Source organism: Alteromonas sp. BZK5 (assembly GCF_014349115.1).
Taxonomy (GTDB): domain Bacteria; phylum Pseudomonadota; class Gammaproteobacteria; order Enterobacterales; family Alteromonadaceae; genus Alteromonas; species Alteromonas macleodii.
Window position 1 is genome coordinate 87,315 of sequence record NZ_JACSOE010000002.1, and the last position, 20,066, is coordinate 107,380.

A 20,066-nucleotide genomic window follows, 5' to 3' on the forward strand; every position below is an offset into this window, starting at 1 on the left:
TAAAGGTTTCTTATGCATGTCAATTCAGCCTTTACCTTCCATAGCGCCAGCTCGCAGTATTTATTTTGCCGAAGTACTTATGGCAAGAGCGTCGATTACCCCAAAGGACGCTGGTTGCCAAAGTTACCTGATATACAAGCTCGAAAAGCTCGGTTTCTTTTGTGAGAAATACACAATTAATGGAGTGAGCAACCTCGTCGCAAGGTGGGGGCAGGGCACGAATCACTTTGCATTTAGCGGCCATACTGATGTTGTGCCCCCAGGTCCTCTTGATAAGTGGAAGTCACCGCCTTTTAGTCCCGTAATTAGCAAAAATAAATTATATGGACGTGGTGCTGCCGATATGAAAACAGGCATCGCAGCCATGCTAGCGGCAACAGAGCGAACCATTGATTCCCTAGATGGCAGTAAGGTTTCTTTCTGGTGGCTAATCACCAGTGATGAAGAAGGGGAGGCGGAGTGGGGCTCTAAATGGATAGCTGAGTATTTGGCATCTAAAAATGTCCAGCTTGATATGTGCCTAGTCGGTGAACCTTCTGCATCTGCATCAACCGGCGATACGATTAAGATTGGACGCAGAGGCTCACTTTCCGGCACTATCCATATTGCAGGAAAGCAAGGTCACGTGGCTTATCCAAAGACAGCGGTAAATGCTATCCACAAAGCGAGTAACGTGATTAATGCGCTAACACAGTACCCATTTGACAAGGGGAGTGATGATTTCCCTGGTACTACGCTTCAAATAACACACATGGACACAGGAAGCTTCACAGATAACATAGTGCCTAGTGCTGTTCGTATAGAGTTTAATGTCAGATATTCGTGGCAGTTTAATCAAAACAGTTTATCGGTATTGCTGCGCAGTATTATCAATAGTATTGATACAGAAGCCAAAGTTAGCTTTTCAAGACCCTGTGAAGCTTACTTGAGCAAGCCTAACAGTAACGCGGAGCACTGCTTAATTGCCTGCGTAGAAAAAGCGATAAAGGGCGCTACAGGGCGTTACCCTGTTATCAGTACATCTGGTGGTACTTCTGACGGGCGTTTTTTTGCTAGTGAGCACACACAAGTGGTTGAAGTGGGTGTGCCAAACACCACCATTCATCAAATAAACGAACACATTCATGTGTCTGATTTGCTCACTCTTGAAGATATTTATACCGACATTCTTAAGTATGTTGGCGAGCGATAACGACTTCTGAAATTTTCAGTAAAGCGGAAGGCCGTAAAATGAGAAAGGGAGCGTTTGTCAGAAGCTCCCTCTTCGCTTAGGCTGTGGCTTTAAGCTGAATATCGGTTAGATAGCGTTTGCGCTTTTTTTCGGTAAGCGTTTGCATATCAACCACCACCAGTCCGTCGATACAGTCGTTAAAATCTGGGTCGACATTAAAGCCTAAAAATGCCACCCCGCCGTCTTTAGCCACTTCAGAATACTGCTTATACAGCGTTGGTACGTTTACGCCCATGTTAGCCAGTAAATGCTTTAGCTGCGTAAATTCTGCCTTGTAATCGTTACCTGTAAATTGATGTAACGCGTCGTTCGCCATTTGATAAGGTCGCTTGCAGGTCGCTTCGCCAAACTTGGCAGGGAAGTACGTGGAATAGAATTGTACCAATAAATCTTTAGCGGGTTCAGGGTAGGCATTACTGAGTGACACCGCACCAAACAGATAGCGATACTTTGGGTAGCGGCTTAAAAATGCCCCGATACCAAACCACAAATAATCTAAACTACGCTTTCCCCAATAGCGAGGCTGGACAAAGCTTCGCCCTAGCTCTAAGCCTTCTTTGAAGAGTTTATCGTTGTCCTTACCGTAATTAAATAAGGTGGCAGAGTAGAGCCCGGTAGGGTGATCTGGCGCTGTCAAAAGCTCAGCATCGCCAAAGCGGTAGGCACCCACAATTTCTAAATCGTTGTCATCCCAAAGTACAAGGTGATAATAGTGGGAGTCGTACTGATCGATGTCTCTACGCTTGTTGGTACCTTCGCCCACGGCTCGAAACGCCACTTCGCGCAGGCGGCCAATCTCTCGCATAATCGGTGAACAGCTTTTGTGTTGGTATAGGTAAATAGATTTTCCGTCGCCAGTTTCACCTAAATGTTCGCAGTCTCGCATAGCGCGGGCCAGTTCTTTTCTGTCTTCTGGCATGGCAATAGAAGCCTGGGTTTCAAATACGCCTTTCTTGTTACTGCCAATACGATACAGATGGCGCTTAAACAGCTTTACCTGCTCTTTTAGCGGTATATTGGTTTGCTGGTACGCTTCAAATGGAATAAGTTCGCCAATGCGCATAGGTAAATGCTTCTTACGCTGTTTGAACATCTCTTTAACGAGCAGCGCGGTGGCTAATGGCTTGTATACCATGGACACGCCGTAAAAAAGCGGGCTATTTTTCGCGTCTATATAAACCGGCAATATCGGTGCTTTTGCTTGCTTTGCAATGCGTAAAAAACCTGTGTGCCATCTGGTGTCGCGAACACCTTGTGGGCGTAATCGAGAAACTTCACCGGCTGGGAAAATCAGTATGGCGCCGTCGCTGTTAAGGTGTTTTTGAATTGCCGATAAATGCTGTTTTGGTGTGCCTCCCTGCATATTGTTTACAGGTAACAGCATATCGTGAAGCGGTTCAATGGCCATAAGCATTTCATTGGCGACCACTTTCAAGTCGTGACGTACTTCACTAACCAGCTTTATAAGCGCAAGTGCGTCGAGTGAGCCAATCGGATGGTTAGCAATAATCACCACTCTACCTTCACTTGGAATGCGTTCTTTTTCTACATCGCGGGTGGAGTAGCTGATATTAAAATATTCCAGCACTTGCTCTACGAAATCGATATCTTCGTAATGCGGATATGCTTCACCAAATTCGGTAATTTCACGTTCGTGAAGAAGGTGCCTTAAGACGAATGACAGCGACTTAAATAGAATGGGGTTATTTGCTACTTGAGGGTAATGCTTGTTCAGTACGTCGTTTACAGTAAACATAGAACCTGTTTCTCTTCCGGTTTTGGCGAACAATAGCAGGGCAATGTGACGCTTTTCACACAGTTTCATGGCAGTTATTTGACAGTGTTAAAAAGTTGTAACTATGACCTGCTGACCAATCTATGAGGCACAGGTCAGCAGGCCCTAACCTTGATGGATGGGGTTGGAATTCACCTGTTGCTTGGTGAATAGCAAAAGTCAGGGGCCGTTACAGCCCCATTTGTGTAATGCCAGCTATGCTGCTTCTGAGCGAGAGGTTTTGGTTGTAATTGGTGTTACGGTGGCTGACTCTAATGAATCAAGGTAATGAATAAGAGATAAGTTACCGTTCACGTCTTCTGACAGTGCACTGCAGTTTTCTATCCAGTCCCCATCATTAATGTAGTGAATGCCGTTTTCAAAGCTGCTTTCAGGGTGATGAATATGGCCACACACAACACCGTCGAGCCCCATTTCATCGGCGCGCCTGCAGCATGCTTCTCGATAACGGGCGATGGCTTCATTCGCTCCTTTAATGTGTTTTTTAATATAGCCCGCAAGTGACCAGTATTCTCGCTTGCGCCACGCGCGTAGGCGATTAAACTCTCTATTTAGAAAAAGCAAAAGGTCGTAACCTTTATCGCCAATCCACGCATGGAATTTGCCCATAGTTACATCGCCATCGAACTGATCGCCATGTAAGACTAAATAACGCTTCCCTTGTGCTGTGGTGTGAACCAACTCTCGCTCTATTTCTATATCACCGAAAGCCATACCAGAATAAGACTGAATTGGTTCATCGTGGTTGCCGGGTAAGTACACCACACGCGTGCCGTCTTGGCTCATTTGCATGAATTTGTGCATGACTTGATTGTGCGCCTGTGGCCAGCGAAATTGCTTGGTCATTTGCCACATGTCAACGATATCTCCCACCAAATAGAGGGTGTCTACAGTGATGCTATTAAGAAAGGAAAGTAAGTATTCAGCTTTGCAGTCGCGATTTCCTAAATGGATATCAGAAAGCCAAAGTGTTCGATAGTGTGTCTTTTTCATAGCGGTTTCCCAAAGCGATGCCTTGGATCGTCACTATAGGTTTGCAAATTGACACTACCGTGACGCTTGCTTGACCATTGTGTTACAGCAACACAAATACGCGCTATAACCCCAACTTACTCGCCACGTCTAAAAGCCTATCTCGCATCCATACATTCACTAAGTCTTCATCGGCGTGTTTGTGCCAGTACATGTGTACGGGGAGTGGGGGGACGTCAAATGGAAGGGGCAGAATTTCGATATCGAATTTATTACTGAATTGTTGGGCGAATCGCGTTGGCATGGTCAGCAAAAGATCGCATTGGCTAACTACGTTAACGGCGGCATAGTAGTGTTCACACTGCAATGCGATGTTCCGATGTAAATTGTGCTGAGCAAGGGCTAGATCTACCGTATCTAGTTTAGAGTCTTTTAAAGATACAAGCGCATGCTGTGCAACTGAGTAGCTCTTGATACTCGGGTTATCTACGTAGCTATTGCTAGGCGCGCATACCACGACAAACGTTTCTTCGCAGATAAACTGTGAACGAATGTCACGGCTGGTGGGAACTAACGCGTCAATTACGATATCAAGCTCTTTAGCGGCTAACGCGGGAGCAAGCTCGGGCCAGGTAACCTGCCTGCTATTCACCGTGATATTAGGAGTATGTTTAACAAGCTCAGGAATAAGTACCGGAAAAAATATAGATTCTAAAACATCTCTTAAGCCAAGGTTCACCTGACGGGGTTTATCACTTATATCAAAGCCCACTTTACCTTTTAATGTACTTTCAAGGGTTTCTATTGATTTCACAACCGATGTAATAATGCCTTGGCAAAACGGGGTAGGCACAACTTGTCGTCCATGACGAATAAACAGCGGATCATCAAATTTCTCTCGCAGACGACCTAAGGCATGACTCACTGCAGGCTGAGTAATATGCAGTGCGTTGGCGGCTTTCGTAATGCTGCCTTGCTCGTAGACCGCGCGCAGCACAACAAATAAATTTAGGTCTAATTTTCCATGCATATTATTTATGGGTTTCCATAATAAGGCATCATTTTTATTTATTATTAAACAGAGTACACTGGCTTAAATGTTAATAAAAGGTTTCTTTAATAGAGGCTTCTTTTGTAAGGGGCGTGTGTATGCAGGCATCTGTACTTACCGAGGTGTTGTTACCTCTCGCTTTGGCATTTGTTATGTTTGGTATGGGGCTAACGCTAACTCTTGCTGACTTTGCTCGGCTACTTAAAGCACCTAAAGCAGTAATAACGGGTTTTATAGGGCAAATTATATTGCTGCCTATGTTGGCGCTAGGACTGTGCTTTGTTTTTGGTCTACCCGATTATATTGCGGTTGGTGTCATGGTTTTAGCGGCATGCCCAGGCGGCACGACCAGTAATTTAATCAGCCACATCGCAAAAGCAAATCTGGCCCTTTCAGTAAGCTTAACCGCTATTTCTACCATCGCTTGCGTTTTCTCAACGCCCTTTATCATTCTATTTGCTCTTGATTACTTTGTAAAAGAAAACGCGCCAGACTTTTCTATTATTCAAACAGTGATAGGGCTGGTTGGTATATCAATTGTACCGGTCATTTTAGGCATGACCATTCGTCGCTTTAACAGCAGGTTTGCTACTAAAACTGAAAGTTTCTTTCGGCAGTTTTCTATGTACTTCATGTTGCTTATGATTGTGGGCGTGCTGGTTTCAGAAAGAAACAATTTAGCCGCGTCCTTTGAAAGCGCGTTTTTGGTTTGCTTAACGTTAAATTTATCATCGGTATTGTTAGGGCTCGGGCTTGCTAAGCTTTCAAACCTAGCATTTAAAGACTCGCTCACGCTGGCCATTGAAATAGGCGTGCAAAACGCGGCGCTTGCAATGCTGATATGTATTACCTTTTTAGATGCACCTGATTACGCGATTGCACCTGGTGTATATGGCGTAGCAATGTACATCGGGCCCGCACTATTGGCCCTGTGGGCAAAACGAAAAATGCGTAACGAACAGCCATCAGTGTCACTGCAAAAGACGGAATCAGTTTGATTGGATTGATAAGGCGGTCAATTAGAGAGAATAGTGAAGTACTGATTAGCGCTTAACACAATAAAGCGCAACTAAACATAAACGCCGATACAAGAATAATGAAACAAGAACAGTTAGGAAACACATCATGCGCGTATTGATTACCGGTGGCGCTACCGGCTTAGGTCAGGCCATTTCCCTTAAGTGGGCGGAAAAGTGGGCAGGCAAAGACGAGGGGTTAGATATTTGCATTGCCGATATTAACCAAGAAAGAGGCGATGAAACAGTAAATACGCTATCCGCCCAAGGTGCCAATGCGTTTTACATCCATTGCGATATAACCTCTGAAAATGATGTTCAAACGTTAGCGAACACCTTGGAAACTCGCTGGGGCGGTGTTGACACTGTGTTTAACAATGCGGGTGTTGCTTCTGGTGGCAGCCTTTTAGATGAGAGCATTGAGCAGTGGCAGTGGGTGTTTGATATTAATGTGTTAGGCATGGTGAGAGTCAGTCGTGCCCTCTTACCGTTAATGCGAGAGCAAGGCGGTGGCTATTTCATTAATATTGCATCTCAAGCGGGGCTAACGCCTATTCCTTATATGGGAAGTTATAACGCGGTTAAAGCTGCAGTCGTGTCGTTTTCTGAAACCATGAAGTTGGAATTAGCACCTGACAATATTGACGTTAGTGTAGTTTGTCCAAGCTTCTTCAAAACGAATTTAGATGAGTCGATGCGAAGCAGCAACCCAGCGTCGCACAAGATGCTCAATAAATTCTTTGCCAAAGCAGACATGACGAAAGAAGACGTGGCTGAGTCCATATTTCAGCAAGTCGATAAAAAGCAGTTTCTAATTCTTACCCATAAACTGGGTAAACGCGCTTTTCTGTTAAAGAAGCTGCTGCCAACCCAGCGCTATATCAAAAATATGCTCAATCAAACGAAGATGATGAAGCGTGCAATGGAAAAGCAAAGTTAAGCAAAATTAGGTAAAACGGAAACGCGCTCACCTGTGTTTGTCGCCAAGCTATCTGAAGATAATTGTCGAGCTGCTCTTGTACAGGCACAAACAGAAGTATCTTCTAGCCAAAGATTGTGAGTTAGCACTTTGAATAGGCCCTTTGAAACAGAATTACAAGAAGATTGAGATATGCAACAACAGGTCGTAGATAAAGCTGACAGCGTACGTGCAGGCGAAGAGCTAGACGTGAACGCTGTACACAATTGGCTTAAGGAAAATATTAGTGCCTCCAGTCCATCATTGAAGGCCATGATACAAAGTAGCGATAGCTTGCCTCAAGTCACCCAGTATTCTGGGGGCGCTTCTAATTGGACGTACTGCTTGGACTATCAAGGCAGTAAACAAAACCAGAGCGAACAAACGTCGTTAATTTTGCGTCGGGCACCGGCAGGTACTAAAGCCAAAGGGGCTCACGATATGGGGCGGGAGTTTCGATTACAGCATGCGTTAAAGCCTGTTTACCGCTATGTGCCAGAAATGCTTGGACTTTGTGAAGACGAGAGCGTTATAGGCACAGAGTTTTACGTAATGGAGAAGTTTACCGGCGTGATACCACGTAAGAACTTACCCAAAGGCTTAAACACGTCTGAGCAGCAAACCAAACAGCTCTGCACTAATGTACTTGATAGCTTAATCGAGCTTCATAAAGTGGATTATAAGAAAGCGGGGCTTGAGCACTTAGGTAAAGGTGCTGGCTACATAGAACGCCAAATAAGCGGGTGGAGCGAACGCTATAGTAAAGCAAAAACCTGGAATGTCCCCTCGGGTAAAAAAATAATGCGCTGGCTAGAAAACCACATGCCCGCTAATGAACGCATTTGTATTACCCACAATGACTTTCGGTTCGACAACGTGGTGTTAAAGCCAGATAACTATACGCAAATTATCGGTGTGTTGGATTGGGAACTGGCGACCTTGGGCGACCCGCTTATGGACTTGGGTAATACCTTGGCGTATTGGGTACAAGCGGATGATGACTTTTTGGCCCAATCAACGCGCCGCCAGCCTACTCACTTACCCGGTATGCTAACTCGAAAGCAGGTGGTTGCGTACTACTGCAAAGAGATGGAAATAGATGTAGATGATTTTACCTTTTACGAGGTATACGGGCTTTTCCGTTTAGCCGGTATTGCCCAGCAAATCTACTATCGATACCACCACAAGCAAACCAATAATCCAGCGTTTAAAAACTTTTGGATCTTCATTCATTACTTAATGTGGCGTTGTAATAAGGCCATAAAAGCATCAGGAAAACGATAATGACAACAAGACGTAATATTCTGATCACAGGCGCGAGTTCAGGCCTAGGCAAGGGAATGGCGATTGAGTTTGCCAAACAGGGTTGTAACCTAGCCCTCTGCGCAAGACGCTTTGAGAATTTAGAAAAATTGAAAGACGAATTGCATTCAATTAACCCAAACATTGATGTGTATATTCGCTCGCTGGATGTCAATGATCACGATGCGGTTTTTGAAGTATTCGACGCATTCAAAGCCGACATGGGAACCCTTGATAGAGTCATTGTAAACGCAGGCATGGGCAAGGGCGCGTCTATTGGCACTGGGTATTTCCACGCTAACAAGCAAACGGCGGTGACTAACTTTGTGTCGGCGCTAGCACAATGTGAAGCGGCAATGGCTATCTTTAGGGCACAAAATAGTGGTCATCTTGTGACGATTTCATCTATAAGCGCGGTGCGCGGGTTTAGACGCGCCATGACTGTATACGCGGCAACAAAAGCAGGGCTTACATCAATGACCGAAGGCATTCGAATGGATGTAATGAATACGCCAATTAACGTCACCTGTATTCACCCCGGTTTTATTCGCAGCGAAATAAACGAAAAAGTAGAGAAAGTACCGTTTATTGTTGATACCGATGTGGGCTGTCGTGCGATGGTCAATGCAATCAATAAAGAAAAAGCGAATGCGTTTGTGCCAAGCTGGCCTTGGGCCATCCTTCACTGGATCATGCGTATTGCACCGGCAAGCTCAATAAGAAAAATGAGCTGATAAGCGGATAGCTGGGATGTGAACACACCGCAAAGACTGTAACAGAGCTCGCCTAGTGGTGGGCTTTATGCCTTTAAGTCTAAATTTGGAATCAGTAACCCATGCTAATTAGCGTCGATTACAGATACAAAAAAAGCGCCGAAGGGCGCTTTTTTAACTACTAATCGTAAAGATTAACCTAGTGCTTTGATTTGTGCAGCTAGACGGCTCTTATGACGAGCAGCTTTGTTCTTGTGAATCAAGCCTTTAGTAGCCATTCTGTCAAGTACTGGAGTAGCAGCAGTAAGTGCAGCTTGTGCCGCTTCTTTGTCACCGCTTGCAATTGCAGCGATAACTTTCTTGATGCTTGTACGAGTCATTGAACGACGGCTAGCGTTGTGCTGACGACGCTTTTCGGCTTGGATTGCACGCTTCTTAGCAGACTTAATGTTAGCCAAGGTGTAACTCCCAAAATAAATTCATGTCAAAAACGAGGGTGCGGATTGTGCCTACCAAACGCCCAAATGTCAAACGATTTAAAACTTAAATCGTTCCGCGTTAAAACGCGCAAGCTATTGAACACAAAGTATGCTCAACACGTTGCACATTCTTTGCGACATTTCTCTGCGACATTTTTTGAAAGAGATTCGTAGTGATATTCTTTCAAGACATTTTAGCGATAGACATGCATAAACGACAGCACCCCATACCGGGCGCGGATTATAACAAGAAAGTTGTTAAAGATGCACAACTATTTTGAAGAAATCGTTTCGCCTGCGATAGCCTTTAGTTATTATGGCTCGCTTGCAACCAAGCGTTGCCGCTTTGCGCTTAGCAGATGCCTTTGACTATCTTTCAAATGGCTGATGCTATTCAGCCTATTCTTTACCTCTTATTGGAAGTGTGACGTGTCACGGAAGTTAATAAAATCTGGTCTTATCGTCAGTATTATGACCTTGGTCTCGCGAGTATTAGGCTTGGTACGTGATGTTGTTGTTGCCAAGCTTATGGGCGATGGGGCAGCCGCTGACGTATTTTTCTTTGCTAACAAAATTCCTAATTTTCTTCGCCGTCTATTCGCCGAAGGTGCATTTGCGCAAGCGTTTATTCCGGTATTAACCGAAGTTCACGAGAACGACGATAAAAAGCAACTCAGAGAGTTCGTTGCAAAAGTCAGCGGTACGTTGGGCGCTATTGTTTTTGTAGTTTCTATCATAGGGGTAATAGCATCTCCTGTTTTGGCGGCGTTATTTGGTACAGGCTGGTTTGTGGCGTGGCTCGAGGGGGACGAGGCCGGAGATAAGTTTGTACTTGCGTCGACCATGTTGAAAATTACTTTTCCTTATTTAGCGTTTATCTCTCTGACTGGGTTGGCAGGGGCGATACTCAATACGCTCAATAAGTTTGCGGTTGCTGCCTTTACCCCTGTTTTACTTAACGTATGCATTATTGCATGCGCAATATACTTAGCACCTACGCTGGAGCAACCCGCATACGCGCTAGCGTGGGGTGTGTTTATCGGCGGTATCGTACAGTTCTTGTTTCAACTACCGTTTTTGTTCAGGGCAGGGCTCTTGGTAAAGCCAAAGTGGGGCTGGCATGACGAAAACGTGGTAAAAGTACGCACCCTGATGATCCCTGCCTTATTCGGTGTGTCAGTAGGGCAAATCAATTTGTTGTTTGATACCTTCATCGCCAGCTTTTTAGTTACCGGTTCTATTAGCTGGTTATACTATTCAGACAGGCTGCTTGAATTTCCCCTAGGGTTGTTTGGTATTGCCATCGCAACAGTCATTTTACCTACGCTATCCCGAAACCACGTCAGTAATAACCCCAAAGCGTTTGCTGCGAATATCGATTGGGCGTTTCGCATGGTGTGTTTATTGGGCATACCTGCTGCAGTGGGACTTGGCGTGATGGCAAGGCCTATTTTGACCGTTATTTTTCAGCGCGGCGCGTTTACTGCTGAAACCGCTATTATGGCGTCTTACTCGCTTACCGCGTACTCGTTTGGCTTGCTCAGCTTTATGCTGGTAAAAATTCTCGCGCCAGGGTTTTACTCCCGCCAAGACACCAAGACGCCAGTGAAATTTGGTATTTGGTGTATGGTCGCAAACATGGTGTTTAACCTTATTTTAGCGATTCCGTTTGGTTATGTAGGGCTTGCTGTCGCTACCAGTATGTCAGCTACGCTTAACGCCGCTTTGCTTTATATAACACTGCATAGACAAGGTGTATTTGCGTTAAGCCGCACATCGGTTTTGTTTATTGCCCGTGTGGTTATTGCAAGTGCTGCCATGGGCGGGCTTATTTATTATCGCGATCAAGGCTTAGCTTTCTTTGAATTGTCTCTTCCCGCCCAAATGGTAGAGGTAGGAATAACCATTTCTCTGTCGGTTATATTGTTTGTGACCACCATGGTGGTGCTGGGCATGCGACCCAGACATTTCAGAAGCGGCGGCGATTAGTATTCAATAGATGCGAAATAGCGCATGGAGTCAGAATGGCCCGTGTGCTTGGTATTGTGCTCGCGGTCGGCTATAATCGCGAGCTTTGATTTTCTAGCAGTTAAAAGGTAGTGGCTAACAGTGGAATTTATCCGCGGGCTAAACAATGTAAAACCGCACCATAAAGGGTGTGTGCTCACTATTGGCAAGTTCGACGGCGTACACCGTGGTCATCAAGCTGTGTTGGCTAACGTGCTTGAAAAAGCGAAATCGCTATCACTTCCTGCCACCGTAATGGTGTTCGAACCGCAGCCTGAAGAAGTCTTTATGCCCGATAAAGCACCAGCGCGTATAAGCCCTCTTCGCGAAAAGTACGAATTGCTGCGCCAACAAGGTGTCGACAGGCTGCTTGCTGTGCGATTTAACGCGGAGTTTGCTAAGCAAAGTGCCGATACCTTTGTCCACGATTTACTGGTGGACAAACTGGGTGTTAAATTTCTTGTTGTTGGCGACGATTTCCGTTTTGGCAATGGCCGCAAAGGGGATTTCGAAATGCTTGAGGCGGCAGGTCGCCAATATGGTTTCGAAGTAGTAAGCACCCACAGTTTTACCATGCATGCCCATCGAATAAGCTCTACCGCGGTGCGAGAAGCATTGGCTGACAGCGATTTTGGTTTGTCTACCGAAATGCTAGGGCGCCCGTTTGCTATTCACGGTAGGGTGGTTCACGGCGAGAAAAAAGGTCGCACCATTGGTTTTCCCACCGCGAATGTTATGCTAAAACGCCAAAAAACGCCAATTCACGGCGTGTTCGCAGTTCGTGTCGACGTAGATGGTAAACACTATAACGGCGTTGCGAACATTGGTACCCGTCCTACTGTTAACGGGGTAAGAAACCAGTTAGAAGTCCATATTTTTGATTTGTCATCTGACCTATACGGCAAGCCTATTACGGTGTTTCCGATGGCAAAAATAAGAGATGAAATTAAATTTGATTCTTTTGAGGCGTTGAAAGATCAAATTCAAGCAGATGCAGCACAAGCGCGTCTGTTATTAGCATAGTTAAACGTGATAAAGTCACGAAAAGTTTCTGCGCGTATCAGTTTTATTGAGCTTGATTTTTTAAACGTGGATCCTTGTTCGCGAAACGCGTAAGTAAGTCACTGTGCTAGAACATATAATGTCAGCCTTGCGCTAGTAAGAGCGACACACAGTTTTACGTTGAACCTTTTACATTCAGCGTTTTAATTTGAACATCGCAAAATGAATATCGCCTTCACAATGTGTTAGTGCATTGGGTGAAAATTAAGGTAACCGGATAATACAATTTTATGAGTGATTACAAAGCCACACTGAACCTTCCAGAAACTGCGTTCCCGATGCGCGGTAACCTTGCTCAGCGCGAGCCGAAAATGCTTAAAGACTGGCAGGAAAAAGGGGTATACAGCAAAATTCGTGAAGCGAAAAAAGGCAAAAAGCCATTTATTCTTCACGATGGCCCTCCTTATGCAAATGGCGATATTCACATTGGTCACGCGGTTAACAAAATTCTTAAAGACATTATTGTAAAGTCAAAAAACCTTTCTGACTTCGATTCTCCGTACGTTCCTGGATGGGACTGTCACGGTTTGCCGATTGAATTGATGGTAGAAAAGAAAGTTGGTAAGCCAGGTAAGAAAGTTACTGCGGCTGAATTTCGTCAAAAGTGTCGCGAATACGCACAAAAGCAAATTGACGGCCAAATGGCTGACTTTAAACGCTTAGGTGTGTTTGGTGAATGGGATAACCCATACAAAACGATGGACTTCAAATCTGAAGCCGACATCATTCGCGCATTAAGTAAAATTGTAGACTCGGGTCACTTAGAAAAGGGCTTCAAACCTGTTCATTGGTGTACAGATTGTGGTTCGGCACTCGCTGAAGCAGAAGTTGAATACAAAGACAAAGTATCACCGGCTATCGACGTTAAGTTCCCAGTAGCTGATGTGGCTGCTATTGCAGAAGCGTTTGGTGTGTCTGAAGGTGATTTAACCACACACAAAGCAGGTGTAGTTATTTGGACTACCACACCGTGGACACTGCCAGCCAACCGTGCAATCAGCTTACACCCAGAGCTTACCTATGCGATTGTTGAAGTTCAGCCTTCAAATGAATGGCTAGTGGTAGCGCAGGACCTGCTTGAAAGCTGCATGAACCGTTACGGCGTTGAAGATTTCCGCGAAGTGGCAACCTGTACTGGTGCTGCGCTTGATAAGCTTAAAGTTAATCACCCATTCTTAGACCTTGAAGTTCCGTTAATTCTAGGCGACCACGTTACGACTGAGTCTGGTACAGGTTGTGTACACACAGCGCCAGCTCATGGTGTTGACGACTTTAACGTGGGCAAGCAATACGATATCGAAGTGTACAATCCGGTAGGCAACAATGGCGTGTACCTTGAAAACACACCGCTGTTTGCAGGTCAGTTTGTATTTAAAGCCAACGATGAAATTATCGAAACGGTTAAAGAGAAGGGTAACCTTGTCCTAAACGTAAAATACGAGCACAGCTACCCGCATTGCTGGCGCCACAAAACGCCAATCATCTTCCGCGCTACGCCTCAGTGGTTTGTCAGCATGGATAAAAAAGGCCTTCGCGCTGAATCACTTGAACAAATTAAGCAAACCAAATGGATCCCGGACTGGGGCCAAAACCGCATTGAGAAGATGGTTGAAGGTCGTCCAGACTGGTGTATCTCACGTCAACGTACGTGGGGCGTGCCTATTCCTTTGTATGTGCACAAACTTACCGGTGAAATCCACCCAGAGTCTGCGGCGTTAATGGAAAAGGTGGCACAAGAAGTTGAAGCTAAAGGCATTCAAGCGTGGTGGGATCTCGATGATGCAGCCCTGCTTGGTAGCGAATTAGACAACTATGAAAAAGTGACAGATACCCTAGACGTTTGGTTTGACTCAGGCGTGACGCATTACTTCGTTGTAGACCGTCGCGATGATATCCCGGCCTCTGCCGATTTATATCTTGAAGGTTCAGACCAACACCGCGGTTGGTTTATGTCTTCGCTTATGTCATCAACTGCCATGCACGGTCACGCGCCTTATAAAGAAGTGCTAACACACGGCTTTACGGTAGATGCCCACGGCAGAAAAATGTCGAAGTCGGTAGGTAACGTTGTGGCGCCTCAGGAAGTGACTAACAAATTAGGCGCAGACATCCTTCGTCTATGGGTAGCATCTACTGACTATCGCGGCGAGATTGCGGTATCGGATGAAATTTTAAAGCGTGCTGCAGATGGCTACCGCCGCGTACGTAACACTGCACGCTTCTTGCTAGCAAACCTGAACGGTTTCTCGGTTGAAGATGCGGTTGCAGAAGAAGATATGGTCGCGCTTGACCGCTGGGTTGTTGCTCGTGCTAAGGCACTTCAAGAAGAGCTTATCGAAGCGTATGACAACTACGACTTGCTGGTAGTGTCACAGAAGCTTACGCACTTCTGCTCAATTGAGCTGGGCTCATTCTATTTAGACGTGATTAAAGACCGCCAGTACACAGCTAAAGCAGATGGGCTAGCCCGTCGTTCATGCCAAACGGCCATGTATCATATCATTGAAGCATTGGTTCGCTGGATGGCGCCTATTACCAGTTTTACTGCACAAGAAATCTGGGAAACGTTACCAGGTGAGCGCAGCGAGTTTGTATTCACTGAAACCTGGTACGAAGGGTTTAATAACTTCACGCAAAGCGACACGTTTAACGATGCCCTATGGCATCAAGTGCTAAGCGTAAAAGACGCGGCAAACCAAGCGATGGAACAGGCGCGTAAAGATGGCGAGCTAGGTGGCTCACTAGAAGCGAGCATTTCGCTTTATGCTACCGAGTCGTTGTACAACGTACTGGCAAAGCTTGAAGACGAGCTACGTTTCGTACTTATTACATCAGGCGTTACGCTAACGAAAGTTGCCGGTGCACCGTCTGATGCGAAAGCCACAGACGTAGAAGGTTTATGGTTGAGCGTTAATAAAGCAAGCGGTGAAAAGTGTGTTCGCTGCTGGCATCACCGTGAAGATGTGGGCTCACATGAAGGTCACGAAGAGCTTTGTGGTCGCTGTGTGACAAACATTGACGGTGATGGAGAAGAACGCCACTATGCTTAAGCTTTTTCGCGAAACAGGCTTGCGTTTTTTGTGGATAAGCGCAATTGCGTTTATCCTCGACCAATGGAGTAAGTACACGGTTATCGACAGTATGTCGTTGTATCAGTCGATACAGGTATTGCCGTTTTTTAACTTTACTTACGTACATAATTACGGCGCCGCATTTAGTTTTTTAGAAAATGCAGGTGGTTGGCAGCGCTGGTTCTTCACTGCCATTGCTGTCGTGGTAAGTGTAGTGATTTTGTGGTGGCTGAAGCAGTCACCCCGTTCGCAAAAAATGCTGCCCGTTGCGTTTGCCTTTATTCTAGGTGGTGCATTAGGCAATGTTTACGACCGTTTAGTCCATGGTTATGTCATCGACTTCTTAGATTTTTACGTAAACAACTACCACTGGCCAGCGTTTAACATTGCTGACAGCGCAATATTTATAGGCGCTGCCTTACTTATTATCGACATGTTTAAAAATGGCGACAAAAAAAGTGAAGGGAACGGTGCAGACGCGCGAGCCAGTGCCGCGGACAATAGCGAAACCATTAAGTAGTATTCGGAAAGGTTATGACAGACTCATTGATAATTGGTGCTGATAACGAAGTTATTCTTCACTTTGATTTAAAGCTAGAAGATGGCTCTGCCGCTGACAGTACTCGTGTAAACAACAAACCTGCCAAAATGGTGATGGGTGACGGTAGCCTTACGCCGAATTTTGAAGCGTGTTTACTTGGGCTTAAAAAAGGTGACAAAAAGTCATTTAAATTAGGCCCTGAAGATGCATTCGGCCAGTCCGATCCGAATAATATTCACTATATGGATAGAAGCCGCTTTGGTGCAGATTTACAGGTTGAGGAAGGCATGATTTTAGCGTTTGCTCAGCCTGACGGTTCAGAGATTCCGGGGATTATTCGAAGTGCTGCTGGAGACTCTGTTACGGTAGACTTCAATCACCCGCTAGCAGGGCAAACGGTTATCTTTGACGTTGAAATTATTGATGTTAAACCTGGCGTGTCAGCACAAGGTGGAAACTAGTTATGCAAATTCATTTAGCTAACCCTCGTGGCTTCTGCGCGGGCGTTGATAGAGCTATCACCATCGTTGAACGCGCGCTTGAAATGTTCGAGCCGCCCATTTATGTACGCCACGAAGTGGTACACAATAAATTTGTGGTAGATGGGCTACGTGAGCGTGGTGCGCTATTTGTTGATGAGCTTCACGAAGTACCAGACGACAGCATAGTAATATTTTCTGCCCATGGCGTATCGCAAGCGGTAAGAAAAGAAGCGGAAAATCGCGGTTTAAAGGTCTTTGATGCCACGTGCCCCTTAGTGACGAAAGTACATATGGAAGTTACCCGCGCTAGCAAAACGGGTACTGAATGTATCTTGATTGGTCATGCTGGTCACCCTGAAGTAGAGGGCACCATGGGTCAGTACAGCAACGAAGATGGCGGTATTTATTTAGTTGAATCTGAAGCTGATGTGGCAACGCTTGAAGTTAAAGATCCGACCAATCTTTATTATTGCAGCCAAACTACGCTGTCTGTTGATGATACCGCCGATGTTATTGACGCACTTCGCGCTAAGTTCCCCAAAATCAATGGTCCGAGAAAAGACGACATTTGCTATGCCACGCAGAATCGCCAAGACGCGGTGCGTGACCTAGCCCAAGATTGTCAGGTTTTACTGGTTGTTGGGGCACAGAATAGCTCAAACTCGAACCGTCTTCGCGAGTTGGCTGAAAAAATTGGCGCAAAAGCGTATTTGATTGCTGACGCTAATTGCATTCAAGAGGAATGGCTAGAAGGTGTAGAGCATATTGGCGTTACTGCAGGCGCGTCTGCACCGGAAGTGTTAGTGCAAGGTGTGGTAAACAAGCTCAAAGCGTGGGGTGCTGTTTCAGCTTCTGAGCGTGCTGGACGCGAAGAAAATGTGGAATTTGCAGTACCTAAAGAGCTGCGTGTTAAACAGGTCGTTTAATTTATCCGCACTATCAAAATAAAAAAACACCGCACTTAGTTGCGGTGTTTTTTTATGCTTTTGTCTACTGGAAATTCAACAAGTTGCGAATGGATAATAATACCTTTAGAACTGGGTATTTTAACATGAACAGGCTACACGGTTCGGCTTTAAGGTAGCACCTTTTGTGCCGTAAACGTACATTGTAAAGCGGTGTTATAGCACGCTAACCATTTAGAGCCTGTTACTTTAAAGATAAAATGGTCGAGCAGTCTGCCTTGTACTTGCTTGCTAGAACAGGTCACAGAAAATTATACGTTTTAATAACCATTGATACCCAGTGTTATACGCTTTTGTCTTACTATACTACATTGGTGATAACACCAATTTGAATGTTAGGTATATGGCAAAAAAAGATGATTGCTGAAAAGGTGATAATGAAGCGAGTGAAGGGAAGTCATATTCGCGCACAAAGCGGTGCAGGTCTTATAGAGATCTTAATCACCTTATTTATATTAGCTGTGGGCTTACTGGGTGTTGCTGCGCTCCAGTTCACGGGCTCTTTTGCCAATAAAGACGCAATAAGCCGAACTCAGGCCGAAATGGTGGCAGCACAACTTGCAGAACGATTGAGAGCCGCCGCTCGCCCAGCAACAGTGGGAGACGGCATGGTAGTCAACAATGCGTACTTCTCTAGCGATACCTATAATTTTGCCACGTTAAGTTGTTCTGGCTCGTCTCATCCTTATCACTGCTACTGTCTGGCAAGGCCGGCAGGGATCCCAAATTGCGAAGGCCAGGCTTGTACTGAAGCACAGATGGCTGAGTACGATGGTTGGGCGCTATCGTGTTCAGCGGTACAAACCAATCCTCAAACTAAAGTGTCGGTATCGTGTGACGACAACAATACGGCAGATATTTACAGCTGTAGTGCAGGTTCTCGTGTAGAAGTGTTGTTGACGTGGCCTGTCGCTTCTTCGGGAAATCAGACCCATACCCTTAATGCGCGATGTAACGAATCTGAAGGTGACAGTAACGCATGTGTGTTTAAGGACATTACATTATGAATGCACGTCGCCACCGCCCACAGCAGGGTTTCTCCCTTGTCGAGTTAATGATTACGTTAACGCTGGGGTTAGTGATATCAGGCGCGATTATTCAAGTGCTCGTCAGTAGTAGTGTGACGAATAAGCTCAATCAAGCCGTGGCTCAAGTACAAGAGTCAGGCCGCTTTATCATGGCTCGCCTCTCTGCAGAATTCTATGAAGTCGGCCGTTATGATCAGATAGTCGCGGATGTGGATACATCCGTTGATATCGTTGCCGAAGCGGCCTATGTGGAAAATCACCCCATCGCTGTAGCAGGGGATTTCGCTACCAACGCGACACTAGGCAGCATACAAACCTCTAGTGGCGGCAGTGATAAGCTGGTTGTGAGCCTACTAAGTGACGAAGATTGTACTGGAAACCAGCACGGCTATGGCGGTCTCGAGTTTCACGTTGTCAATCACTACTTTGTAAGCGGCAGTACACTTAAGTGCACAGGATATGATGGTCGGGTACTTCGTGGCCTAAAGGTGCAGACAGTATCGCCCCTTACCGTAACATTGCTCGATAACGTCGAAAGTTTCCAAGTGCAGTTCGGCGTTTCAAGCAGCATTACCAATTCTCAAGGGCAAGCTGTTTCGTATGTAACCGCAGATGAAATTGAAGATTTAAGGGCGCTTAATCAACAAGTTGTGTCACTGCGCTGGGCGCTAATGCTTAAAAGCTATCAAAATGAAGTGAGACAAACACAGTCTCAGAAATATGCGCTGTTAAACGAAGCATCTAAAACGATGGACACGGCCCATTATTATCAAGTGTTCTCAAAAACGTTGGCACTTCGAAATATGAAAAATTTTGTCAGGAGTTCGCGATGAAACAACAAGGCTTAGTGATGGTATTCGCACTTCTTGTGTTGCTTTCAATCACTGTTTTAGGGGTAAGCGCGGTAACCAGTAGCTTGTCTCAGTCTAAAATGGCAGTGTCTATGCAGCAAAGTGGTTTGGCTTTTGATGCTGCTGAAGCAGCGATCGCGGGCGTTTTCTTTGAATCTGAAGATGAAACCCTACTTACCGACCCGAATAAGACAGACCCGCTCTCGGAAGCTCGGCAGGGTAACGTGTTTGACCCTGAAGCAGATTCAATGAGCTGTTTCGATGACGGGGAGTGGACTGACAGATATATGACTGAAGGCGGCCTTGCTGTTGGTGACAGACATGTGGTGGATGGCACGTATCAAAGTGAGGCCTCGTCAAAGAGTTGGTCGCGCACTGCGTTTATCAGAGAGCAGGCTTGTCGAGGCTCGAGTAACGTGATTGGTGGAAGTAACGTCAATTGCCATGTATTCATTATCAGAGGATGTGGGAAAGTGGCGGGTAAATCTTCTGTTGTGGCGAACAGCTTGGCTGCCTCTGTATTTGGCCCTGCGTCTCAATAG

18 protein-coding genes are annotated in these 20,066 nt (G+C 45.6%); 14 read left to right on the forward strand and 4 right to left on the reverse strand.

Annotated features, from left to right (window positions below):
- Positions 1–16 precede the first annotated feature (16 nt).
- Positions 17–1,192 (forward strand): succinyl-diaminopimelate desuccinylase, encoded by a 1,176-nt coding sequence (gene dapE / locus BIZ39_RS01255; RefSeq protein WP_187446162.1) that lies wholly within the window; start codon positions 17–19, stop codon positions 1,190–1,192.
- Positions 1,193–1,268: 76 nt separating this feature from the next.
- Here the strand turns inward: dapE and BIZ39_RS01260 are convergent, their stop codons facing one another.
- The 3 genes from BIZ39_RS01260 to BIZ39_RS01270 form a co-directional block, all read right to left on the reverse strand.
- Positions 1,269–3,056: a lysophospholipid acyltransferase family protein gene (locus BIZ39_RS01260; protein ID WP_275444204.1), complete on the reverse strand. Its 1,788-nt coding sequence runs from the start codon at positions 3,054–3,056 to the stop codon at positions 1,269–1,271.
- Positions 3,057–3,221: 165 nt separating this feature from the next.
- Complete coding sequence (locus tag BIZ39_RS01265; protein ID WP_014979808.1) at positions 3,222–4,019, reverse strand: UDP-2,3-diacylglucosamine diphosphatase; 798 nt, start codon at positions 4,017–4,019, stop codon at positions 3,222–3,224.
- Positions 4,020–4,122: 103 nt separating this feature from the next.
- On the reverse strand, positions 4,123–5,028 hold the full coding sequence (locus BIZ39_RS01270) for a LysR family transcriptional regulator (RefSeq protein ID WP_187446163.1): 906 nt from the start codon (positions 5,026–5,028) through the stop codon (positions 4,123–4,125).
- Positions 5,029–5,147: 119 nt separating this feature from the next.
- Between BIZ39_RS01270 and BIZ39_RS01275 the strand changes: the two genes are divergently transcribed.
- The 4 genes from BIZ39_RS01275 to BIZ39_RS01290 all read left to right on the forward strand — a co-directional run bounded on the left by BIZ39_RS01275 (position 5,148) and on the right by BIZ39_RS01290 (position 9,059).
- The gene (locus tag BIZ39_RS01275) at positions 5,148–6,047 is read left to right on the forward strand and encodes a bile acid:sodium symporter family protein (protein WP_187446164.1); all 900 of its coding nucleotides are present in this window, start codon (positions 5,148–5,150) and stop codon (positions 6,045–6,047) included.
- Positions 6,048–6,174: 127 nt separating this feature from the next.
- Complete coding sequence (locus BIZ39_RS01280) at positions 6,175–7,005, forward strand: SDR family oxidoreductase (protein WP_187446165.1); 831 nt, start codon at positions 6,175–6,177, stop codon at positions 7,003–7,005.
- A 171-nt stretch (positions 7,006–7,176) separates the two neighbouring features.
- Positions 7,177–8,307, forward strand: coding sequence for a phosphotransferase family protein (locus BIZ39_RS01285; protein WP_187446166.1), 1,131 nt, complete (start codon positions 7,177–7,179; stop codon positions 8,305–8,307).
- Positions 8,307–9,059, forward strand: a complete 753-nt coding sequence (locus BIZ39_RS01290; RefSeq protein ID WP_039216949.1) for an SDR family oxidoreductase — start codon at positions 8,307–8,309, stop codon at positions 9,057–9,059. Before BIZ39_RS01285 ends, BIZ39_RS01290 begins: the two co-directional genes overlap by 1 nt.
- Before the next feature lie 173 nt (positions 9,060–9,232).
- Here the strand turns inward: BIZ39_RS01290 and rpsT are convergent, their stop codons facing one another.
- On the reverse strand, positions 9,233–9,496 hold the full coding sequence (gene rpsT, locus BIZ39_RS01295) for a 30S ribosomal protein S20 (protein WP_014950134.1): 264 nt from the start codon (positions 9,494–9,496) through the stop codon (positions 9,233–9,235).
- 450 nt (positions 9,497–9,946) lie between these two features.
- On the opposite strand from rpsT, the gene murJ reads away from it, so the two are divergent.
- From murJ to BIZ39_RS01340, 9 genes are all read left to right on the forward strand, one after another.
- Entirely contained in the window at positions 9,947–11,506 is a 1,560-nt protein-coding gene (gene murJ / locus BIZ39_RS01300) for a murein biosynthesis integral membrane protein MurJ (protein ID WP_187446167.1), read from the forward strand.
- Positions 11,507–11,626: 120 nt separating this feature from the next.
- Positions 11,627–12,547 (forward strand): bifunctional riboflavin kinase/FAD synthetase, encoded by a 921-nt coding sequence (ribF, locus tag BIZ39_RS01305; protein ID WP_014950132.1) that lies wholly within the window; start codon positions 11,627–11,629, stop codon positions 12,545–12,547.
- Between the two features lie 269 nt (positions 12,548–12,816).
- Positions 12,817–15,636 (forward strand): isoleucine--tRNA ligase, encoded by a 2,820-nt coding sequence (ileS, locus tag BIZ39_RS01310; RefSeq protein WP_187446168.1) that lies wholly within the window; start codon positions 12,817–12,819, stop codon positions 15,634–15,636.
- Positions 15,629–16,177: a signal peptidase II gene (gene lspA / locus BIZ39_RS01315; protein WP_014977012.1), complete on the forward strand. Its 549-nt coding sequence runs from the start codon at positions 15,629–15,631 to the stop codon at positions 16,175–16,177. The genes ileS and lspA overlap by 8 nt, the downstream gene beginning before the upstream one ends.
- 14 nt (positions 16,178–16,191) lie before the next feature.
- Positions 16,192–16,659 (forward strand): FKBP-type peptidyl-prolyl cis-trans isomerase, encoded by a 468-nt coding sequence (fkpB, locus tag BIZ39_RS01320; RefSeq protein ID WP_014950129.1) that lies wholly within the window; start codon positions 16,192–16,194, stop codon positions 16,657–16,659.
- Positions 16,660–16,661: 2 nt separating this feature from the next.
- Positions 16,662–17,606 (forward strand): 4-hydroxy-3-methylbut-2-enyl diphosphate reductase, encoded by a 945-nt coding sequence (gene ispH / locus BIZ39_RS01325; protein WP_014977011.1) that lies wholly within the window; start codon positions 16,662–16,664, stop codon positions 17,604–17,606.
- Positions 17,607–18,001: 395 nt separating this feature from the next.
- On the forward strand, positions 18,002–18,652 hold the full coding sequence (locus BIZ39_RS01330) for a pilus assembly protein PilV (protein ID WP_187446169.1): 651 nt from the start codon (positions 18,002–18,004) through the stop codon (positions 18,650–18,652).
- Complete coding sequence (locus BIZ39_RS01335; RefSeq protein ID WP_014950126.1) at positions 18,649–19,506, forward strand: PilW family protein; 858 nt, start codon at positions 18,649–18,651, stop codon at positions 19,504–19,506. The genes BIZ39_RS01330 and BIZ39_RS01335 overlap by 4 nt, the downstream gene beginning before the upstream one ends.
- Positions 19,503–20,066, forward strand: a complete 564-nt coding sequence (locus tag BIZ39_RS01340; RefSeq protein WP_014950125.1) for a PilX N-terminal domain-containing pilus assembly protein — start codon at positions 19,503–19,505, stop codon at positions 20,064–20,066. Before BIZ39_RS01335 ends, BIZ39_RS01340 begins: the two co-directional genes overlap by 4 nt.